14 protein-coding genes are annotated in these 17,280 nt (G+C 34.0%); 10 read left to right on the forward strand and 4 right to left on the reverse strand.

Going from position 1 to position 17,280, the window contains the following annotated elements; translation table 11 throughout:
* Nucleotides 1-190: 190 nt before the first annotated feature.
* Both K292_RS0108645 and K292_RS17860 read right to left on the reverse strand, forming a co-directional pair.
* A complete protein-coding gene (locus K292_RS0108645; RefSeq protein WP_027399505.1) occupies nt 191-2,266 on the reverse strand; it encodes a hypothetical protein in 2,076 nt (691 codons plus the stop codon).
* A 419-nt stretch (nt 2,267-2,685) separates the two neighbouring features.
* Complete coding sequence (locus tag K292_RS17860; protein WP_051280556.1) at nt 2,686-2,961, reverse strand: helix-turn-helix domain-containing protein; 276 nt, start codon at nt 2,959-2,961, stop codon at nt 2,686-2,688.
* A gap of 213 nt (nt 2,962-3,174) precedes the next feature.
* On the opposite strand from K292_RS17860, the gene K292_RS0108655 reads away from it, so the two are divergent.
* Nucleotides 3,175-3,501, forward strand: coding sequence for a hypothetical protein (locus K292_RS0108655; protein ID WP_027399506.1), 327 nt, complete (start codon nt 3,175-3,177; stop codon nt 3,499-3,501).
* Nucleotides 3,502-3,541: 40 nt separating this feature from the next.
* Here the strand turns inward: K292_RS0108655 and K292_RS0108660 are convergent, their stop codons facing one another.
* Together K292_RS0108660 and K292_RS0108665 are read right to left on the reverse strand one after the other, a co-directional pair.
* The gene (locus K292_RS0108660) at nt 3,542-4,192 is read right to left on the reverse strand and encodes a MutH/Sau3AI family endonuclease (RefSeq protein ID WP_027399507.1); all 651 of its coding nucleotides are present in this window, start codon (nt 4,190-4,192) and stop codon (nt 3,542-3,544) included.
* Complete coding sequence (locus K292_RS0108665; protein WP_027399508.1) at nt 4,193-4,429, reverse strand: helix-turn-helix domain-containing protein; 237 nt, start codon at nt 4,427-4,429, stop codon at nt 4,193-4,195.
* A gap of 216 nt (nt 4,430-4,645) precedes the next feature.
* Here K292_RS0108665 and K292_RS0108670 point away from each other — a divergent pair, with 216 nt between their 5' ends.
* From K292_RS0108670 to K292_RS17865, 9 genes are all read left to right on the forward strand, one after another.
* Nucleotides 4,646-5,368 (forward strand): TRM11 family SAM-dependent methyltransferase, encoded by a 723-nt coding sequence (locus K292_RS0108670; RefSeq protein WP_037372886.1) that lies wholly within the window; start codon nt 4,646-4,648, stop codon nt 5,366-5,368.
* A 98-nt stretch (nt 5,369-5,466) separates the two neighbouring features.
* Entirely contained in the window at nt 5,467-6,294 is an 828-nt protein-coding gene (locus tag K292_RS0108675) for a DNA adenine methylase (protein WP_027399510.1), read from the forward strand.
* Nucleotides 6,295-6,305: 11 nt separating this feature from the next.
* On the forward strand, nt 6,306-7,103 hold the full coding sequence (locus K292_RS0108680) for a DNA-methyltransferase (protein WP_027399511.1): 798 nt from the start codon (nt 6,306-6,308) through the stop codon (nt 7,101-7,103).
* Nucleotides 7,084-7,947 (forward strand): type II restriction endonuclease, encoded by an 864-nt coding sequence (locus K292_RS0108685; RefSeq protein ID WP_027399512.1) that lies wholly within the window; start codon nt 7,084-7,086, stop codon nt 7,945-7,947. The genes K292_RS0108680 and K292_RS0108685 overlap by 20 nt, the downstream gene beginning before the upstream one ends.
* A 14-nt stretch (nt 7,948-7,961) precedes the next feature.
* A complete protein-coding gene (locus tag K292_RS16555; RefSeq protein WP_037372887.1) occupies nt 7,962-8,195 on the forward strand; it encodes a hypothetical protein in 234 nt (77 codons plus the stop codon).
* An 8-nt stretch (nt 8,196-8,203) separates the two neighbouring features.
* Nucleotides 8,204-9,700, forward strand: coding sequence for an AIPR family protein (locus tag K292_RS18260; protein WP_084145949.1), 1,497 nt, complete (start codon nt 8,204-8,206; stop codon nt 9,698-9,700).
* A 418-nt stretch (nt 9,701-10,118) separates the two neighbouring features.
* Nucleotides 10,119-12,599, forward strand: coding sequence for a LuxR C-terminal-related transcriptional regulator (locus K292_RS0108705; RefSeq protein WP_027399513.1), 2,481 nt, complete (start codon nt 10,119-10,121; stop codon nt 12,597-12,599).
* Nucleotides 12,600-12,804: 205 nt separating this feature from the next.
* Complete coding sequence (locus K292_RS16570; protein WP_037372888.1) at nt 12,805-13,038, forward strand: DUF2442 domain-containing protein; 234 nt, start codon at nt 12,805-12,807, stop codon at nt 13,036-13,038.
* Nucleotides 13,039-13,054: 16 nt separating this feature from the next.
* Nucleotides 13,055-16,684 carry an S-layer homology domain-containing protein gene (locus K292_RS17865; RefSeq protein ID WP_051280559.1) on the forward strand — a complete coding sequence of 1,210 codons (3,630 nt, stop codon included), beginning with the start codon at nt 13,055-13,057 and terminating at the stop codon, nt 16,682-16,684.
* Nucleotides 16,685-17,280 lie beyond the last annotated feature (596 nt).

The raw sequence follows: 17,280 nt of genomic DNA on the forward strand, positions 1-17,280 counted from the left end.
AACAAAAAATCAGTGAAAGAAAAATAATAGGGATAATATGAAGAAAAACCACTCTAAAAAGGCACTTTTGCTAAACTAATATGTTTAAGTTGTAGACACCTTAATCGAATGGGAATAGTAAACAAAAGCCTCACAAACCTTACAAATTATGGGTTTATGAGGCTTAATTTTTTGGAATGATAACAGAAATTTAGTTATTTGTAAAAAACTTAGAGATAGCAGAATCGTTAATTGTATAGTATCGTTTTTCTCTCCGTTCATATTTAATATAACCAAGAGAAAATAGCTTGTTCATCGATTTTGTTATTGTTAGATGATGCTTTTCTACCTCTAATGAAATTTCATAGGCGGTAAGTTCTTTAGAACGATTATTATATAAAACTCGGAGGATGTTAATATATAGATCTGGTAGACTAATATCTTCCCAGTTTTTAAGTTTTTCCTTAAATGTTTCTTCAAATTTGTTTACTTTTTGTATGCAATCCTCTTTGCCGCATTTTAAGCAACGGTTGAATTTTACAGCCATTTCATATTCTGCTTCATTATTATATTCATAATTACATTCAGTACAAATAGGGATTTCTATTGAGCTTAAAATACTTGGAATAATTTCAGTAAAATCAAACTCATCTTGTCGCCAATAATCGTAAGAACGCCTGAACTCAGGTTTGCCATAATCAATTCCATTCTCAAGACAAAGACCATAGTTTAAACCAAAATAGGAAGCTTTTTTTCCTACGCGTCGACTACTCCCTTCATTGAATTTATTTACAATAAAATATAATTCTAAAGTTTGCAAAATGTTTTCAATATCTTTGTCCACATAGAAATGTGAAGAAGGTAACCAATAAGTTATGCCACTTTTATATTTCTTTAATGTTTCCGAATATATTTGCTTAATATCTTCATTTTTTGTAAATTTAGAAATTTGTTGACGCTTAAACTGCTTTGTAATTTCAATAATCTTTTCCATTAAGTTTTTTTGAGCTAACTGATTCAAAATCTCTTTATCATCGTAAAATGATTGTTTAAATCTTACGTCATTATAAAAGTCAGCTAATACATTGTCTATAAAATATTTTTTTGCTGCTGAATTAATATTTTGAATAGTAATACTATTACCTTGGTTTATCGAACTTAAATAGCAGTATGTCAATATGTATCCTAGCGAACGAGGAATACCAGATGATGCATAAAAAAGGGTTTTGTAATATGTGTTAATTTCAACCTTTGACGTATCAAAGAGATCAGAGGCTGTTATTTGATTGGTTGTATATATTTCAATTCTTTTTTCGATAGTACGCTTGACATAATCTATAGCAGACTCTTCAACTTTGGTATAGTTTGCAGAAGTTTTTTCATAAACATCATAAAAGTCCAACGAATATGGTAATATTTTTGAAGTATCAATATTTCCCATGTATATTCTATATGGATATGCTGCTAGTTTTACAACAAACATATCGTTGTAAGAAGTTATTATAGGAGAGATTAGAGAATCAATAATTAAATGTTGTGATTCATAAGACAACTCACTGAAATCATCTAATAAAAGATAGACTTTGCTTATTTTATGTTTAACAAGAATTTCTTTCAATTTTGTTAGTATTTTGTTGATAGAAAATATTCTTAGTTCTGTTGTAATATGTTTTTCTTCATGATGTTCATTTTTTTCATTGCTAAATGAAGAGGATAGTTTAGGCAATGCTTTTATTGAATCTAGTTCTGCGTTAAAGGAAGTCTTTTTTGTATTATCATTACTGTTTGTAACTTGCATATTTCTTAGAAAATCAGCATCAATATAATCGCCTTTTTTGATTTCCTCAAATAATATGTTTAAATTACGATCTGGTATAACCTTAGCAATACTTTTCTTAATGGTTAATAGAATTTCATTAAAAAAATTGTAATACATATTATAGCGTGTTAATTCTTCTTGCGTTTCGATATTTGCAGTTCTAATTTCTTCATAGCATGACTGTAAATTGATATAAACTGGCAACTTATACTTATCTTTATTAATCTTATTCTCTGCTTGTAGAAAAACAGTGGATTTTCCTGTTCCCTTTCGTCCTTTGAAAATAACATGATTATCATCTAAGGCTTGATTTAATATATAATTATTTTCAAATAGATCAACATATAACTGTGGGACCAGGTTTTGATTGTCCTCATCTTTGATGTCAGGTCGTCCACTTTTTATTAAAGATTTGAATGCCTTTTCAATGCTATCTCTTTGAGATAGTAATTCAAGCTCAGTAGCCATAGCGATTTATCCTCCATATATACATTCTTTAATGTTCTTTTTTATCTTTTAGCTCAAGTTACAATATTTATATTTGGTAATTTCTCACCCTTTATTTTATTCTTAATTATCGCTCATTTCTACATTATGAGATAGTTTTATGGCATGTTATACCACTAACCACAATGTAGATAGAGAAAGATACTATAAAATATACTTTAAGTTAATATTCTGGATTTAGTAGAGTCCAAAATTGATTTATATTTCTCCGAGCTTTCTGGCCAATTAATCTTCCACTCATAGTATTCTTCTTGTGTAATATCTCCGCCTTCAAGAGCTTTTTTCTCTTATGCCCATTCTTCCAAATAGGTATCCAGATATGAGAGCGAAACATACATATTTTTAATGCGTTCGCCTTCAGGAGTGATAGTTTCTTTTTCCTAAAATTTTAATTGGTTATATTCATCCAAATAAATCAGGGTATGTATAATCTCTTCCGTTTTAGTAAGGGCAGGAGCCATCAGATAGTCAAGATTTACATTTAAAACATTAGCAATTTTAAATAGAATTGCCTCTTTTGGCACACGAGTTTCTGATTCATATTGAGCGATGCGCACATCGGCTGTTGCTTGGCTGAAACCAATGTCAATACCTAATTCCTTTTGCGTAAGCTCCCTCTTAATTCTTATCTTTTTTATCTTGTCACCAATGGACATAGCGAAAACCCTTTCTTTACTTTTATCTAGACGTATATAATATCATGCTAGCAACGTCAAGGATGATTCCATAAAGGTTCCATTACAACGAATCCATAATATAATTGTAATTTTATTATATAGCATTTATCTGTTCAATCAATACTGCTAAAGAAAAAAGTTAAAGTTTAATATGTGACTTGCCCTAATAATATAAAATACAGAGACAACAAATTGCACGAAACAGAATTCTTGAAAGAAAGGATGGAATTTTTCGCTACTCAAAATAGCTATTACGAAGGAGCATTTTCTGCTGTTGATCCTATCAATGTCGGAATTGTTAGCGGTGTACATGGCGCAAGTGTTTTGGAAGATATGTCTGATTTCCCTGTACCGGTTAACGCAGAGAATGTAAGGAAGAAGAGCGAAAAGGAACTTAGAGAACTTCGCTTGAAGGGCTATAAGGTATCTGGGAATGAGGAAATTGTTAATGATGTGGGAAACAGAGTATGGATATGTAAAAGGCATTTTATAGAGCATCGTATAAGGCCTGTTTCGTAAATAGAGGCAGGATAATACTGCCTCCGAAGATAGTCTATTATTAGTTTAGAGAAACAATATATTTCATAAACTCTTTTTTAAAATAAAATGCATGGTTTTTATTAGAAACTTTGCGGCCATATGTTGTAGAATAAATAGGTGAATATGGTTTTGAATCTTTGCTTCTGATTTGCATGAATTTTCCGTTTGAGGTATGTATAAATCCATCTGGTGAGGTTCGAATATGTTGGTTAAGCTGCTGACAAATTGAATAGTAATCAAGTTCAAGTTGTTCTTTTAAAGCTCTATATGGTGGTGATTCTAAATTAATATGTATGCATGGAAGGTACATCCAATCTGAAACTGGACCATCTTTGCTAATAGGAACATAAAGGATATTTTTTAGTTTATTATACAATTTTGACGAGTAAAAGTCTTTTTCAGAAAGCAGGTCATCAATAATACTACTTGTTTGTGTAATAAACATAGTTTCCTTTGGGTTTCCAAATTTATCGCATTTATTTGTTTTTAATTCTCCGTCTTCAAAATCTAAAGTAGTATTTGATAAGCCCAAACCTATGGTGAGTTCAAGGAGTTGCCCTGTGCGACCTTTATTTACGATTGCATCGTGTAATTTATCAGGAGATAAATATTCCTTAAAAGGTTTATTAACAAACTTTTTAATTCTTGCTTCTGCATCTAATAATTTCATTTAATTCCTTCTTTCTAAAAGAGATGTGATTTCAATATTCAACGCATTTGCAATATCATTAAGTAAGGCTAGCGAAATGCTTTTATTACAATTTGGAGCTTCAATTTTGGTTAGGTAGCTAATGCTAATACCAGAAAGCTCGCATAATTTTGTTTGTGTAATATTAGATTTCTCACGGTAATATTTTATATTTTTACCAATAGCGGCATATAGTTCACCCTCAGTTTGATATTTCATGATTTCACCTCTTATATTCATAAAATAATTATGACATAGAAACTTGATATGGGTATTTCACATATAGTGAAACACAGGAGCCAGGGCTCTGTCTTATTGAATTATGTTTCACTAAGAAAAAAGATATGTTTAGCAAAGAGTGGGAATAAATAGACGTTGCTTAAATGTAAAATTATGGTAAAATAAAAGTATTAATACGAAAAAGGGGAGATATTTATGATATTACATCCAAACAATTTCGAACTAGAAAGAACAACTATATGGTCTTTTTCTGAAAGAGGGAGTTGGGCAACTCACTCAGGGGGTTATAGGGGTAATTGGTCGCCTTATGTGCCACGTAATTTGATTCTAAGGTATAGTAAATCAAACGACTGGGTATTAGATCAGTTTTTAGGCAGTGGGACCAGTTTAATCGAAGCAAAATTATTAGGAAGAAATGCTATTGGGGTTGATATTAATGAGCAAGCGATAAATTTAGCAAGCTCAAATATTGAATTTAAATGTTTAGCAAATTCCAAAATATGTATTAGATTAGCGGATGCAAAAAAATTAAATTTTATCAAAAGTGAAAGTATTGATTTGATATGTACGCATCCACCTTACGCAAATATTATTAAGTATAGTGATGAAATCGAAAATGATTTATCTCTTTTATCATATGAAGAATTTTTAAGAGCTATGGAAGATGTAGCGTTAGAATCATATCGTGTATTAAAAAGGCAAAAAGTATGTTCGATTATGATTGGAGACATACGTAAAAATGGAAATGTAGTTCCTTTAGGTATGGAAGTAATGAATATATTTTTGAAAATAGGGTTTAAATCAAAAGAAATTATAATTAAGCAACAACATAATTGCAGCTCCACCCCTTATTGGAGAAACAAAAATAATGAATTTCTAATGTTAGCACATGAATATATTTTTATTTTTGAAAAGTAAACATAGATAGTTTTGTTTGTTGTATTTTCTGCATATTTTACTTATAATGGAGTAAGTAGATAGACCTACTTAATTTAAGTTAAAATGAAGGGAATTTCATGAAAAATATAAATGTAGCGCCTTTTGTAAAATGGGCAGGCGGGAAACGTCAACTACTAAATCATATTAGGTTGAGAATGCCTGAAAAGTACAATGGATATTTTGAGCCATTTGTAGGCGGAGGAGCTGTGTATTTCGATTTGCTCCCAGAACGGGCTACGATTAGTGACCTTAACAGTTCTTTAATAAATTCCTACCGAAAAATTAAAGAAGTGCCTGAAGATTTTTTTGATGCAATAACAATTTTTGATAACGGAATTGTAGGGGGCGGAAAAGAATATTTTTATAAAGTTAGAGAAGTTTATAATGATAAGTTGATGAAGGCAGAGTTTGATGTGGAACTAGCTGCCTTGTTTGTGTTTTTAAACAAACATTGTTTCAATGGATTATATAGAGTTAATGGCAAGGGATTATTCAACGTGCCATATAATAATAGCGTAAAAGCATCCTGTACAAGGGAAAGCATAAAAGCCATATCTGAAAGTTTACAAAAGGTAACCATTTTGGAGGGAGATTTTCAAATCACATGCGACTTTGCACAAAAAGGCGATTTTGTATTTATTGATAGTCCATATGCCCCATTAAATCCCACTTCTTTTGAATCATATACGAAAGAAGGATTTGATATTGAGAGTCATAGAAGATTAGCAAAGGTATTTAAGGAATTAACGAATAAAGGATGTTACTGTATGCTTACAAACCACAATACAGAATTGATTAATGAGCTATATGCTGATTTTAATAGAGACGTGGTTAATGTAAAGAGAATGATCAATTCCGATGCGAATAATAGGGTTGGTAAAGAGGTAATTATTACAAATTATTAGAGGTAAGAGTATTGAAAAAACTACTTAGAGGTAGAATTAATGTATATTTTGAAACTGAAACAGAGCAGTTGCTTTTAGGAGATTGCTTTGAAATTTTGAAAAAAGTTAAGCCGGAAAGTGTGGATATGATATTTGCAGATCCACCTTATTTTTTAAGTAATAATGGAATTACTTGTCAAGCAGGTAAAATGGTTTCTGTAAATAAAGGAACTTGGGATGAAGGTAAAGACTTAAATGCTAAGCATAAGTTTAATCGTGGATGGATTCGATTATGTAAGAAAGTGCTAAAACCAAACGGAACGATATGGATATCGGGAACACTCCATAATATCTATTCTATTGGTATGGCGTTAGAACAGGAAGGGTTTAAAATTCTAAATAATATTACATGGCAAAAAACAAATCCGCCACCAAATCTTGCATGTAGATGTTTTACGCATTCAACGGAGACAATCCTATGGGCAAAAAAGAATGAAAAGAAGGCTAAGCAATTATTTAACTATAAAGTGATGAAAGAAATGAATGACGGTAAGCAGATGAAAGATGTGTGGACAGGCAGTCTAACAAAGCCATCTGAAAAAGCCGAGGGGAAACACTCTACACAAAAACCAGAATATTTGTTAGAACGAATTATCTTATCATCAACAAGCGAAGGGGATGTGGTTTTAGATCCTTTTTGTGGTTCAGGAACAACTGGTAAGGTAGCCAGTAAAAATAATAGAATATTTATAGGTGTTGATAATGTGGAAGAGTATTTACAGATAAGTAAAAGAAGGTTGGAGAAAGTACATGAAGGAAAGAAACTTTGATGAATGGCTAAGCAAATTTAAAACAAGTATTTCGAGCTATGACTACTATATAGACTTTGATAAGGTTGTAAGGAATGTAGATGAAATTAAAATAGAACTAAATATTCTTAATACGCTTATTGGATCTAAAAATATAGAATCCGAGTTTGTGGATATTACTGCAAAGTATCCTGAAACATTAAAGTGCATACCGTTAATGCTTGCGGTAAGAAGCACTGAAATTTATGCGCAGGACGAAGAAGGCATATTTTTATATAATTTCAAAAATAAAAACTATGATATTGAACAGTATATAATTTTTATGCGAAAAACTGGATTGTTTAATATTATAGAAAATCATTTGGTGAATAATCTTGTTGATTATGCATTAGGAATTGAAACAGGATTAGATTCCAATGGTCGTAAAAACCGAGGAGGGCATCAAATGGAAGAATTGGTAGAAAAATATATTAAGGCAGCAGGGCTTGAAAAAAATAAGACATATTACAAAGAGATGAATTTGGCTGACGTGGAAAAGAAGTGGAATATTGATTTATCTAAGATTTCTAATGCAGGAAAGACGGTAAAAAGATTTGACTTTGTAATAAAAACAGACAACATGATCTATGGCTGTGAGACAAATTTCTATGGCGGTGGAGGCTCTAAACTGAATGAAACTGCTAGAAGTTATAAAATGTTATCGCAAGAGGCGGATTCGATAGACGGATTTACATTTGTTTGGTTTACAGATGGAATAGGATGGAAGAGTGCCCGAGGAAATCTTAGAGAAACCTTTGAAGTTATGGAACATGTTTATAGCATTGATGATATGGAACAAGGGATAATGGAACGAGTTTTTGAATAAAATGGAGGAAATGGATGTATAATTATAATAATAATTTTAAAGCGAGGAAAGATTTGATTGATAATTATGGTGATAACTCATTACTTATGTATGCATTACAATTGAGATATGATATAGAAGATATTATATCAGTAGCGTCAGAGTCTCTAACAGATGGGCATAATGATAAAAAATGCGACTTGATTTATATTGACAGAGATTCAGGATTAGCAGTAATAGCACAAGCATATATGAAAAAAATCCTTTAGAAAGTGATTTGGCTCCAGGCAATAAAGCGAGTGATTTAAATACAGCAGCCGCTTGGGTTTTTGCGCGTGATATAGAATCTGTACCGACCCAAATTAGAGATTCGGTTCAAGAACTGCAAGAGGCAATTTTGAATGGGGATATTAATTCTATATATTTTTGGTATGTGCATAATTTAAATGAAAAAAATAATAAAGATATCCAAGAGGAATTAAATACTGTTCAAGTTGCAGCCCAAAATTTAGTTAATACATTTTCTCCAGATACTGATATTAAAATAATAGCGTTGGAAGTTGGAAATGCTACTATTGAAAAATGGTATAATAGTTCGAATAAAAGGATAACTATTGAAGATACAATGAGGGTTTATACAAACAAAGAAGGATTTGAAATTGCTGAGGACAAATGGAAAGCTTGCGTAACTGCAGTTTCTGGAATGTGGTTAAGAGAATTAAGCCTAAAATATAAAGAGGATGAAATTTTTTCAGGGAATCCTAGAAATTTTTTGGGCGCAGGAAAAAGAAAGAATAAAATAAATTTAGGGATAATGGCGACAGTAGAAGATAAGCCTAAAAATTTTTGGGCATATAATAATGGTATTACAGCACTTGTAAATGATTATACATTATCTGAAGAAAAAGACTTGATAATTAAAGGAATAACGATAATTAATGGGGCTCAAACAACAGGGGCTGTAGCTTCGGTTGAGAAACTGGTGGATGATTTTTGGGTTCCAATTAGGTTCATTGTATGTAATGATACAAAAGTCATAGAAGAAATCATAAATAACAATAACAAACAGAACGAGATTTTACCTTCTGATTTACGTAGTAATGATAAGCAACAAGAGAGATTAAGAAGGGAATTTAAAAAATATCCTCAATTATATTATAGTGGAGGTAGGCGAGACGATAAAAAACCAAAGAATAAAGAGATTCTTGATCCTTATATGGTAGCACAAACAGTAATGGCTTATCATGGCGATTGTGTAAAAGCTTATAATGGGAAAAAGGCAATATGGGATGGAGACAAAGACTATAATTTTATATTTTCAGATCAGTTGAAGGTTGAACATATTATATTTGTATATTCACTTTCACGTGCGATTGATGAATATAAAATAATGCTTAAAAATAAAAGAGAAATGAGAACGGATAATGAAAATGAACAATTTGATTATTTATCAAAAAGAGGTTCTAAAATGCTTTTAATCTATACCATAGCGGAAAGCATGGAGAGTGTACTGCAGAAAAAAATATTAGCACCATGGAGTATAGCATTTAAGGATAATAATGATTTTGATGTGCTTGTTGAAAAATGGAAGAGTGTAATTAAATCTTTTATGTCATTTAACAAATCTTTGTTACCAGCATTAGAAGGAGGGCTTAAGAATAAGGAGCAGGTTAAACAGTCTGCTGGTCAATTGGTATCAATGGTAAATGCGATTCAAGAGATGCTGCAAATTCAGTTACAGGATTTTATAAAAGCAGTTGATACTGATATGTAACTATATAGTTAAAAACAAAGCTTTTTTATTAAGAGTTCCTTAACATTAATCTGCTAACAAAATGCTAACAAAAATTCCCGAAGCTACAAAGAATACAAATAATCAGACCGAAAAACTCAAATAAAATCACCATTAACTAAACAAATAAGTTTAGTTAAATGATTACGTTGTCAAGTGGCAATAAAACAAATAAATAACATATACAGTGACAGCCAGTCTATAAGATTAGCTGTCATTTTTATACTATATTCGTTTACAAAGAAAGCTCTATATTTTGCAAACACGGAGGGACGAAATGTAGAGATCAAAACCAATTTTAAAATATTCAACAGTAATCCTATAAAAACGATAACTTTTCTGGTACAATAAAAACAATATTTATGCTTATACATTGTTTATATTGAATTAAGGTGATATTTTGATAAATCAACAACATCTTCTAAATAGAGAACGTATTAATGACGAACTCAGTAATATATTTAAGTTTCCTTTAACTGTTGCTGTTGCAGCAATGGGATATGGTAAGACTACAGCTGCAAAGGAATTTTTGAGAAATAGTAAGGCTGATTATATATGGCTTTCCATTGAACGCGATGAATCTTCACCACAATTTATTTGGGATTCAATCACTAGGCAGCTTGCTAAAACCAGACCAGAACTTGGAAATCAGCTTCGTATGTTGGGGTTTCCAATGGATGCAGCACAATCCTATAAAATAAAGCAAATCATTGAAGACCACGCCTATTTGTCAAATACGGTTGTGGTTATTGATGACTACCATTTTGCCCATTCGACCTTGCTAGACGCATTCATAGAAAGTATTGTAAGATCAAATATAGAAGGATTGCACATACTCATTCTGTCAAGGACGATACCGGAAATGGCCATTGAAGAATTAGAGTTGAAAAATTGTTGCTATTTAATTAAAAATTTATATTTTGAGTTTACAGTTAAAGAGATAGCAGAATACTTCCAGCTATACGGCTTTAAGCTTTCGGGTGATATTATAGAAAAAGCATATGCCATATCCGAGGGCTGGATATCAGCTGTGTATCTGATTATGAAAAGGTATGCTGATATAGGTATATTGGAAACTGGAAGAAGCATTGAACGTCTTTTTGAAACAGCCGTTATGCCAAGGTATACAGATAAAGAAGTTATGCTTCTAAAATGTCTATGCTTACTCGATAGTTTTACTCCACAGCAGGCGGTTTATGTTACTGGCAATGATGAGGCGGCTAGAATAATTGAAAATCTAAGCTATTCAAATTCATTTATTCGTTTTGATGAGCAAAGCGGTGTTTTTCAAATACATAATATTTTTAATGATTATCTAAAAAAACTGCTTGAAGAAAAGCCTCAGGGTATCAAAGTAGATGAGCTTTATGAACGTTCTGGAACATGGTGTATTGAAAATGGCGATATCCTTTTAGGTCTGAAATATTATAGAAAATCTCAAAAGTACGATCTTATTTTAAAAGAATTTAAAAACCAGAGTATTACTCGAATAGTGGACAGTAACCCCAATATTATTTTGGAATTATTTGAGCAGATTCCAGATGAAGTGAAGTATAATCATCCGATTGCGTATATTGCTTATATTGGCTTTTATGTTACTAATGTGGATATAGCGGTTGGAGGAAAATATTTAGCGGAAGTAGAGGAACGGTACAAAAACGATGATAATATATCTGCAGAAATGAAAACTCGTATTGCAGGTGAAATTATGCTTATACGAGCTTACTCTTCTTTCAACAATGTTTTCCTTATGCATGAAAGATTTAAAGCAGCTCATACTCTACTCAATGGAGAATCTTGGGTGGCGAACAAAGATAAAATTGTAACATTTGGGTCGCCACATATTTTGTATCTGTATCATAGAGACAAAGGACAGCTGTTGCAGACAGTAGAGTGCCTTGAAAAGTTATCCCCTTATTATCAGGAATTAGCTGGAGGTTGTGGTGTTGGATTTGAATATCAGTTACGGGCAGAATATTTTCTTGAAACTTGTGATTTTGATAAAGCAGAAAATTTTGCTTATAAGGCCATTTATAAAGCAAGAACTAGAGATCAGTTTTCTATAATTATTTGTTCAAATCTTACGTTAATGAGGATATGTATGGTAAAAGGCAGATTTGATGAAGCATTGGATATTCTGGATGCCTTAGGTGCTGAGGCAGGAAGCACTAATCTGCCAATTATTAACAGCGAAATTGATCTGTGTACAGGATATATACAAAGCATAAACGGGGAAAAATCAGGATTTGCCAATTGGCTGAAAGAGGGGAATATATCTCAAAGCGACGTTTTATACCAAGGTGGCGGATTTAATTATATTGTTTATGGAAAATATCTTTTGATAAAAGAGGAATACATAAAGTTAGAAGTGTTAATTGAAGATATGCTGCAAAGCTTTTCCTTGTTTAATAATATTTTGGGGATTATTCACGCATACATTCAGGATGCAGCAGTGAAATGCAAGCTTTACGGCATGGAAACAGCAGAGAGTTCTTTGATGTTGGCTATAGATATAGCCAGGCATGATCATATAATGCTTCCCTTTGCAGAGTATAGTTTTTATATTATAGAGTTGCTTAAAAGCATGCAAAAGAAATCACAGAAAGATGAATACTTGAACCAGCTTGTGAAATATGCGGAAAAATATCAGAAAAATATGATGGGCAGATTAGGAGTGAAAACATTAGAGATAAAGCTTTCCAATCGTGAAAAGCAAATTCTAAAGTTGATGGCTGAAGGGAAAACAAATCGTGAAATAGCATCGGATTTATTTGTAGCGGAGGTAACAGTTATAAAGACCATAACCTCTATTTATCGTAAGCTGGATATTTCAGGACGTGTATCCGCTGTTAAAAAAGCGATGGAGATGAATTTAATATAATAAAAGAAAAAATGTATTGGATACGATAATATTTTTTTGCCCAAAACTCTGTTATTTTTAAATAGCAGAGTTTTTTTATTATATAAAACAAGGAATTATAACTATATTCGCAAAACTCGTTTTGTTGTCCGTTTTTCCATTACAGCTAAAGCTGTGGAAAAAAGGCATTGGGCGGAAGCCATATTTTTAATTAAGGGGTCAAATAATGTCTAAAATTATTAATGCAAAAGCCAATGATGGCTATATCCTAGAGATTGAACTGGATAGCCACCATAAAATCATCTATGATATGAAACCGAGGCTGCATGGAGTTAGGTTTTGCGCCCTTTCAGAGTTAAGCCGTTTTAAGAGCTTTCATATTGAAAACGGTAACACCCTAGTATGGGACAGGCTATGTCAGATTAGCATTGATGAAATTATTAATAACATGGAAAGATAAAAGAGGAGACAGTATTATGAAAAAGAAGTTTTTGGGTATTGTTCTTATATTTTGTATGGTGCTTAGCCTGCTGCCTGCCATGAACGTAACAGCACATGCAGGGTCAGTGGAAGTATGGGACGGTACGGCGAGTACATCTTTGAATGTGGTAGACACGAATTCAACATACGATGCGGACAGCAACCCCCTTGCCATATCATCAGGTGCAGATTTAGCATATATGCATGATCAAGTTAATGCCGGAAAAACCGCAACTATTAAGTACACGGATATTAATGGTTCGGAAAATACCATAACCGCCTATAATGCTAGCTATCAGCTCACTACAAACCTTGTACTAAACGAAAATACAACAGATTATGAAACTTGGGCCATAAGTGCTCCAGCAAATATATGGACACCTATTGGCAACGCAATCAACCCATTTGCAGGAACTTTTGATGGAGATAATCACACAGTCAGTGGCATGTATATCAACAATAATAGCGGATATACGGGAATGTTTGGATATATTGCAGGTGGCAAAGTCCAAAATCTAGGTGTGATTAACAGTTATATTAGTGGGGATGGAGATGTTGGTGGAGTGGCAGGTTCTGTAGATATAAATGAGTATAACGGAGTATTTGGAGCTCTTTCTAATTGTTACAACTCAGCATACGTAACCTCTAACATTAGCGGTGCGCGTTTAGGCGGTGTTGTAGGTGTAATGGCGGGAACTATTTCGGATTGTTATAACACAGCAAATATTATTGATGATAGCACAATAAAACATTACAGGGGTGTGGGCGGTGTTGCAGGTAATATGCTATATTGCACAGCCTCAAACTGCTATAATACGGGTACAATTAGATTAAATAAGTCTGGGATTTCTGTGGGCGGTGTTGTGGGCGAAAGCCGTGGGGAAAAGCTAGTTGGGTGCTATAATACGGGTGAAATTACTGTTAACCTTCAAAAAAATTCAGGTTGGACTGGGGGAGTATTAGGCTCGTCAAGGGGCGAGGTTACAATGACGGACTGTTACAACACAGGTAACATCAAGTGCACTGACGGGTACGAGTCTCGTGCGGGTGGTGTATTGGGGGATAATAGCGATGGGAGTATTGCTTTTGCCAACTGCTATAACACCGGGAATATAGTCAGTAAAGTTAGCACTTTTGGGGCAATCGGTGGCATATTGGGAAATTCTGTAGGCTCAAAACTAACAAACTGCTATAATACAGGTAGTGTCTTAGGTATTGGGAACTCCTCTGCTGACGTAGGAGGAATCTCGGGGATTTTATCTGGTCAGATGACAAACTGTTATAACACAGGCAATGTCAATGGTGCTGCGCCCAAGGCGGGTATTGGAGGCATTGCTGGGTATGTAGGCAGTTCTATAAGTCGACCTAGTCGCTATTGTTATTGGTTATTATCTGCCAATCAGGAGGCAAATAGCATCCAAAGAGAAGATGTAGCTAAGGTTGCAATGGGTAGTTATCGCTATAGTAGTATAACGTATTATGCGGGAGAAGAAGGTTACTCAGATAATTTAGCCAGCGCTGGTATTACTGACTGCTACTCTTTCTCCGGTAGCGATACAACTTGGACTCTTTCAAACAACTCGGATTATTCCGTAACGCCAGCAAGCAATGGTGATGCAATTACCCTATCATCAAATGCATCGCTTTTGACTGTACTTAATGCATGGGTGGATACGGAAGCATATTACCATTGGCAAGTGGATAACGAATATGAGCCCGACAATAGCGGGTATCCACTACTGGGAATTGCAGGCAGTGTAACGATCACAGTAACTGACGGCTATGGTGAAAGCAAAGATAAAATTTGCACTGGAGCAACATTGACAGCTACGTCCAATACAACACCAGATACAAATATTACATACCAATGGGAAGTGTCTAAAAATGGGTTAACTGGATGGTCTGATGCAACCGGGGTCGGAAATTCTACGGAAATATATACCGTTGCAGTAAAAGATGCCGGAAAATATCTGCGTGTAAAGGTGACCTCGGCAGATGCTCCTAGATCGGTTTACTCAGATACAATGTATGTGCCATACCTTATTACTATTTTACAGTCAGCAAATACAACTTCAGATGCCATATCATTCAGCGATACAGATTCCGTAACAACAACATATGCTACTGGTAGTGCGGTAACAATTTATTATACATTGGACAGCAGTGGAAAAGCATCTAATACCTTGAGCTATTCCGGAGGAACCATAACACGAGTAACTACAGCAGGAACAGGCAACTCAAGTTATGTAGTGAGTGATAGAGATTCCTCAAACGGCGTGATCACCATCACGGCAACCTTTGCGCACAGTAATTCTACGGTGGGAGGCTCATCTCATTCTTCTTCGTCGAAGTCAGGAGCAACAGACAACTCTTCGTCAGGGACATCTGTCATTGTTAACGGAACAGCTTATACTGCAGGAACAGAAAAAGATACGGTTGACAATGATAGAACGGTGACAACGGTAACGGTAGATGCAGATAAACTTGGTACTACGCTGGAAACACAACGCAATAACGTATCGGTTGTCATTCCTATAACGTCTGGTTCAGACGTTGCGTCTGGAGTACTAAATGGACAGATGGTTAAGAATATGGAGCGAAAGGATGCAACTTTAGAAATACAGACTGATAGGGCTACTTATACTTTGCCGGCATCTGAAATTCAGATTGAGTCAGTTGCGGAGAAGTTTGGTGCTGACATTTCTCTTTCTGATATCTCCGTTCAGATTACAATTGCACAGCCTTCTGATGATATAATAAAAATTGTGGAAAATGCGGAGGAGGAAGGTTCTCTTTCCATCATGGTAAAGCCGGTGGAATTTACGGTGAACTGTACATATGGAGAAGATACAACCGAGGTTAGAAAGTTCAATTCATATGTTTCCCGTACCATTGTCATTCCAGAAAATGTGGATGTTTCAAAAATTACAACGGCAATAGTAGTGAACGAAGAGGGTACAACCCATCATGTGCCAACAAAAATAACAAAGATTGATGGAACGTATTACGCAGAAATTAACAGCTTGACTAACAGTGTATATACGCTCATCAATAATGAGGTTCAATTTGCAGATGTTGAAGGACACTGGGCGCAGAATGCCATAGACGATATGGCGTCCAGAATGGTCGTAACAGGCATGGGAAATGGAAATTATAATCCCAATAGTGCAGTTACCCGTGCACAGTTTGCGGCTATTGTAGTACGAGCATTAGGCCTTGAAGAAGGCGTTGGATTAAATACCTTTAGTGATGTTTCACAATCTGACTGGTACTGCGGATGCATTGGAACCGCATGGTCTTATGGCATAATTTCTGGATATGCAGATGGAAATTTTGCGCCAAAGGATAAAATAACCCGAGAGCAGGCTATGATGATCATGGCAAGAGCCATGAATATAACTAAGCTGAATGTAGAACTTTCAGACAGTGATATTACTACACTTCTTGGAGGATATTTGGATGATGGGAATATCTCAAAATATGCGAGGGAAAGTACAGCAGTCTGTATTAAATCTGGAATCATTTCTGGTAAAGGAAGTAAAGCTCTTGCGCCGAAGGACAATATGACACGTGCCGAAGTGGCAGTTATAGTGCAGCGGCTATTGCAAAAATCAGAATTGATCTGATGAATTATAATTGAAGTTTAGGGCAGGTTCTCGTACATGATCTCAAAGGATATGGAGTGATTGCAATTTGCTTTTAAAAACATTAAAAAAACTATATTTCAAATAACTTAATGAGAATTGATATAATAAATAGGTTCAAAGTAGCCATTTATAAGTTTATATAAGTTGGATAACATAGAATCAGTAAGCCCCAAAATCCTTACAAATACAGAGGTTTTGGGGTGTTTTTTTGTCGTTTGACTCTATTTTCAGCGGAAGATGTTAACTTTTATATAGAAGATATTAAATTCTTCTTATTTTGAATAGAGAATTATCCGATTCTGCGCAAAAAAATGCCTCTGAATTTTAGCAAACTTAGAGGGGCAGGGTTGGATAATTCCATAGCACGAAAACGCGGAGCTATATGTAATTGCTATGGGGATTGTAACTGTTCGTTTCTACACAATTTAAGAATATTATGGGTAAAAATCAAGAAAGCAATATATATACCTATACTAAAATGTTAAAATAGGCATAGCAAAGCTAACCTCGCAAGGAAGCTTGAAAAAATTTATTCGGTTTGCCAAAATGGCGGTGAAAGTCCACTTTTGACAATG

This window comes from Anaerovorax odorimutans DSM 5092, assembly GCF_000426305.1.
Taxonomy (GTDB): domain Bacteria; phylum Bacillota; class Clostridia; order Peptostreptococcales; family Anaerovoracaceae; genus Anaerovorax; species Anaerovorax odorimutans.

Bases quoted from the DNA above. Each gene is read 5' to 3' on its own strand.
- K292_RS0108645 (WP_027399505.1), bottom strand. From the start codon at position 2,266: ATGGCTACTGAGCTTGAATTACTATCTCAAAGAGATAGCATTGAAAAG.
- K292_RS17860 (WP_051280556.1), bottom strand. From the start codon at position 2,961: ATGTCCATTGGTGACAAGATAAAAAAGATAAGAATTAAGAGGGAGCTT.
- K292_RS0108660 (WP_027399507.1), bottom strand. From the start codon at position 4,192: ATGAAATTATTAGATGCAGAAGCAAGAATTAAAAAGTTTGTTAATAAA.
- K292_RS0108665 (WP_027399508.1), bottom strand. From the start codon at position 4,429: ATGAAATATCAAACTGAGGGTGAACTATATGCCGCTATTGGTAAAAAT.
- K292_RS0108670 (WP_037372886.1), top strand. From the start codon at position 4,646: ATGATATTACATCCAAACAATTTCGAACTAGAAAGAACAACTATATGG.
- K292_RS0108675 (WP_027399510.1), top strand. From the start codon at position 5,467: ATGAAAAATATAAATGTAGCGCCTTTTGTAAAATGGGCAGGCGGGAAA.
- K292_RS0108685 (WP_027399512.1), top strand. From the start codon at position 7,084: ATGAAGGAAAGAAACTTTGATGAATGGCTAAGCAAATTTAAAACAAGT.
- K292_RS16555 (WP_037372887.1), top strand. From the start codon at position 7,962: ATGTATAATTATAATAATAATTTTAAAGCGAGGAAAGATTTGATTGAT.
- K292_RS16570 (WP_037372888.1), top strand. From the start codon at position 12,805: ATGTCTAAAATTATTAATGCAAAAGCCAATGATGGCTATATCCTAGAG.
- K292_RS17865 (WP_051280559.1), top strand. From the start codon at position 13,055: ATGAAAAAGAAGTTTTTGGGTATTGTTCTTATATTTTGTATGGTGCTT.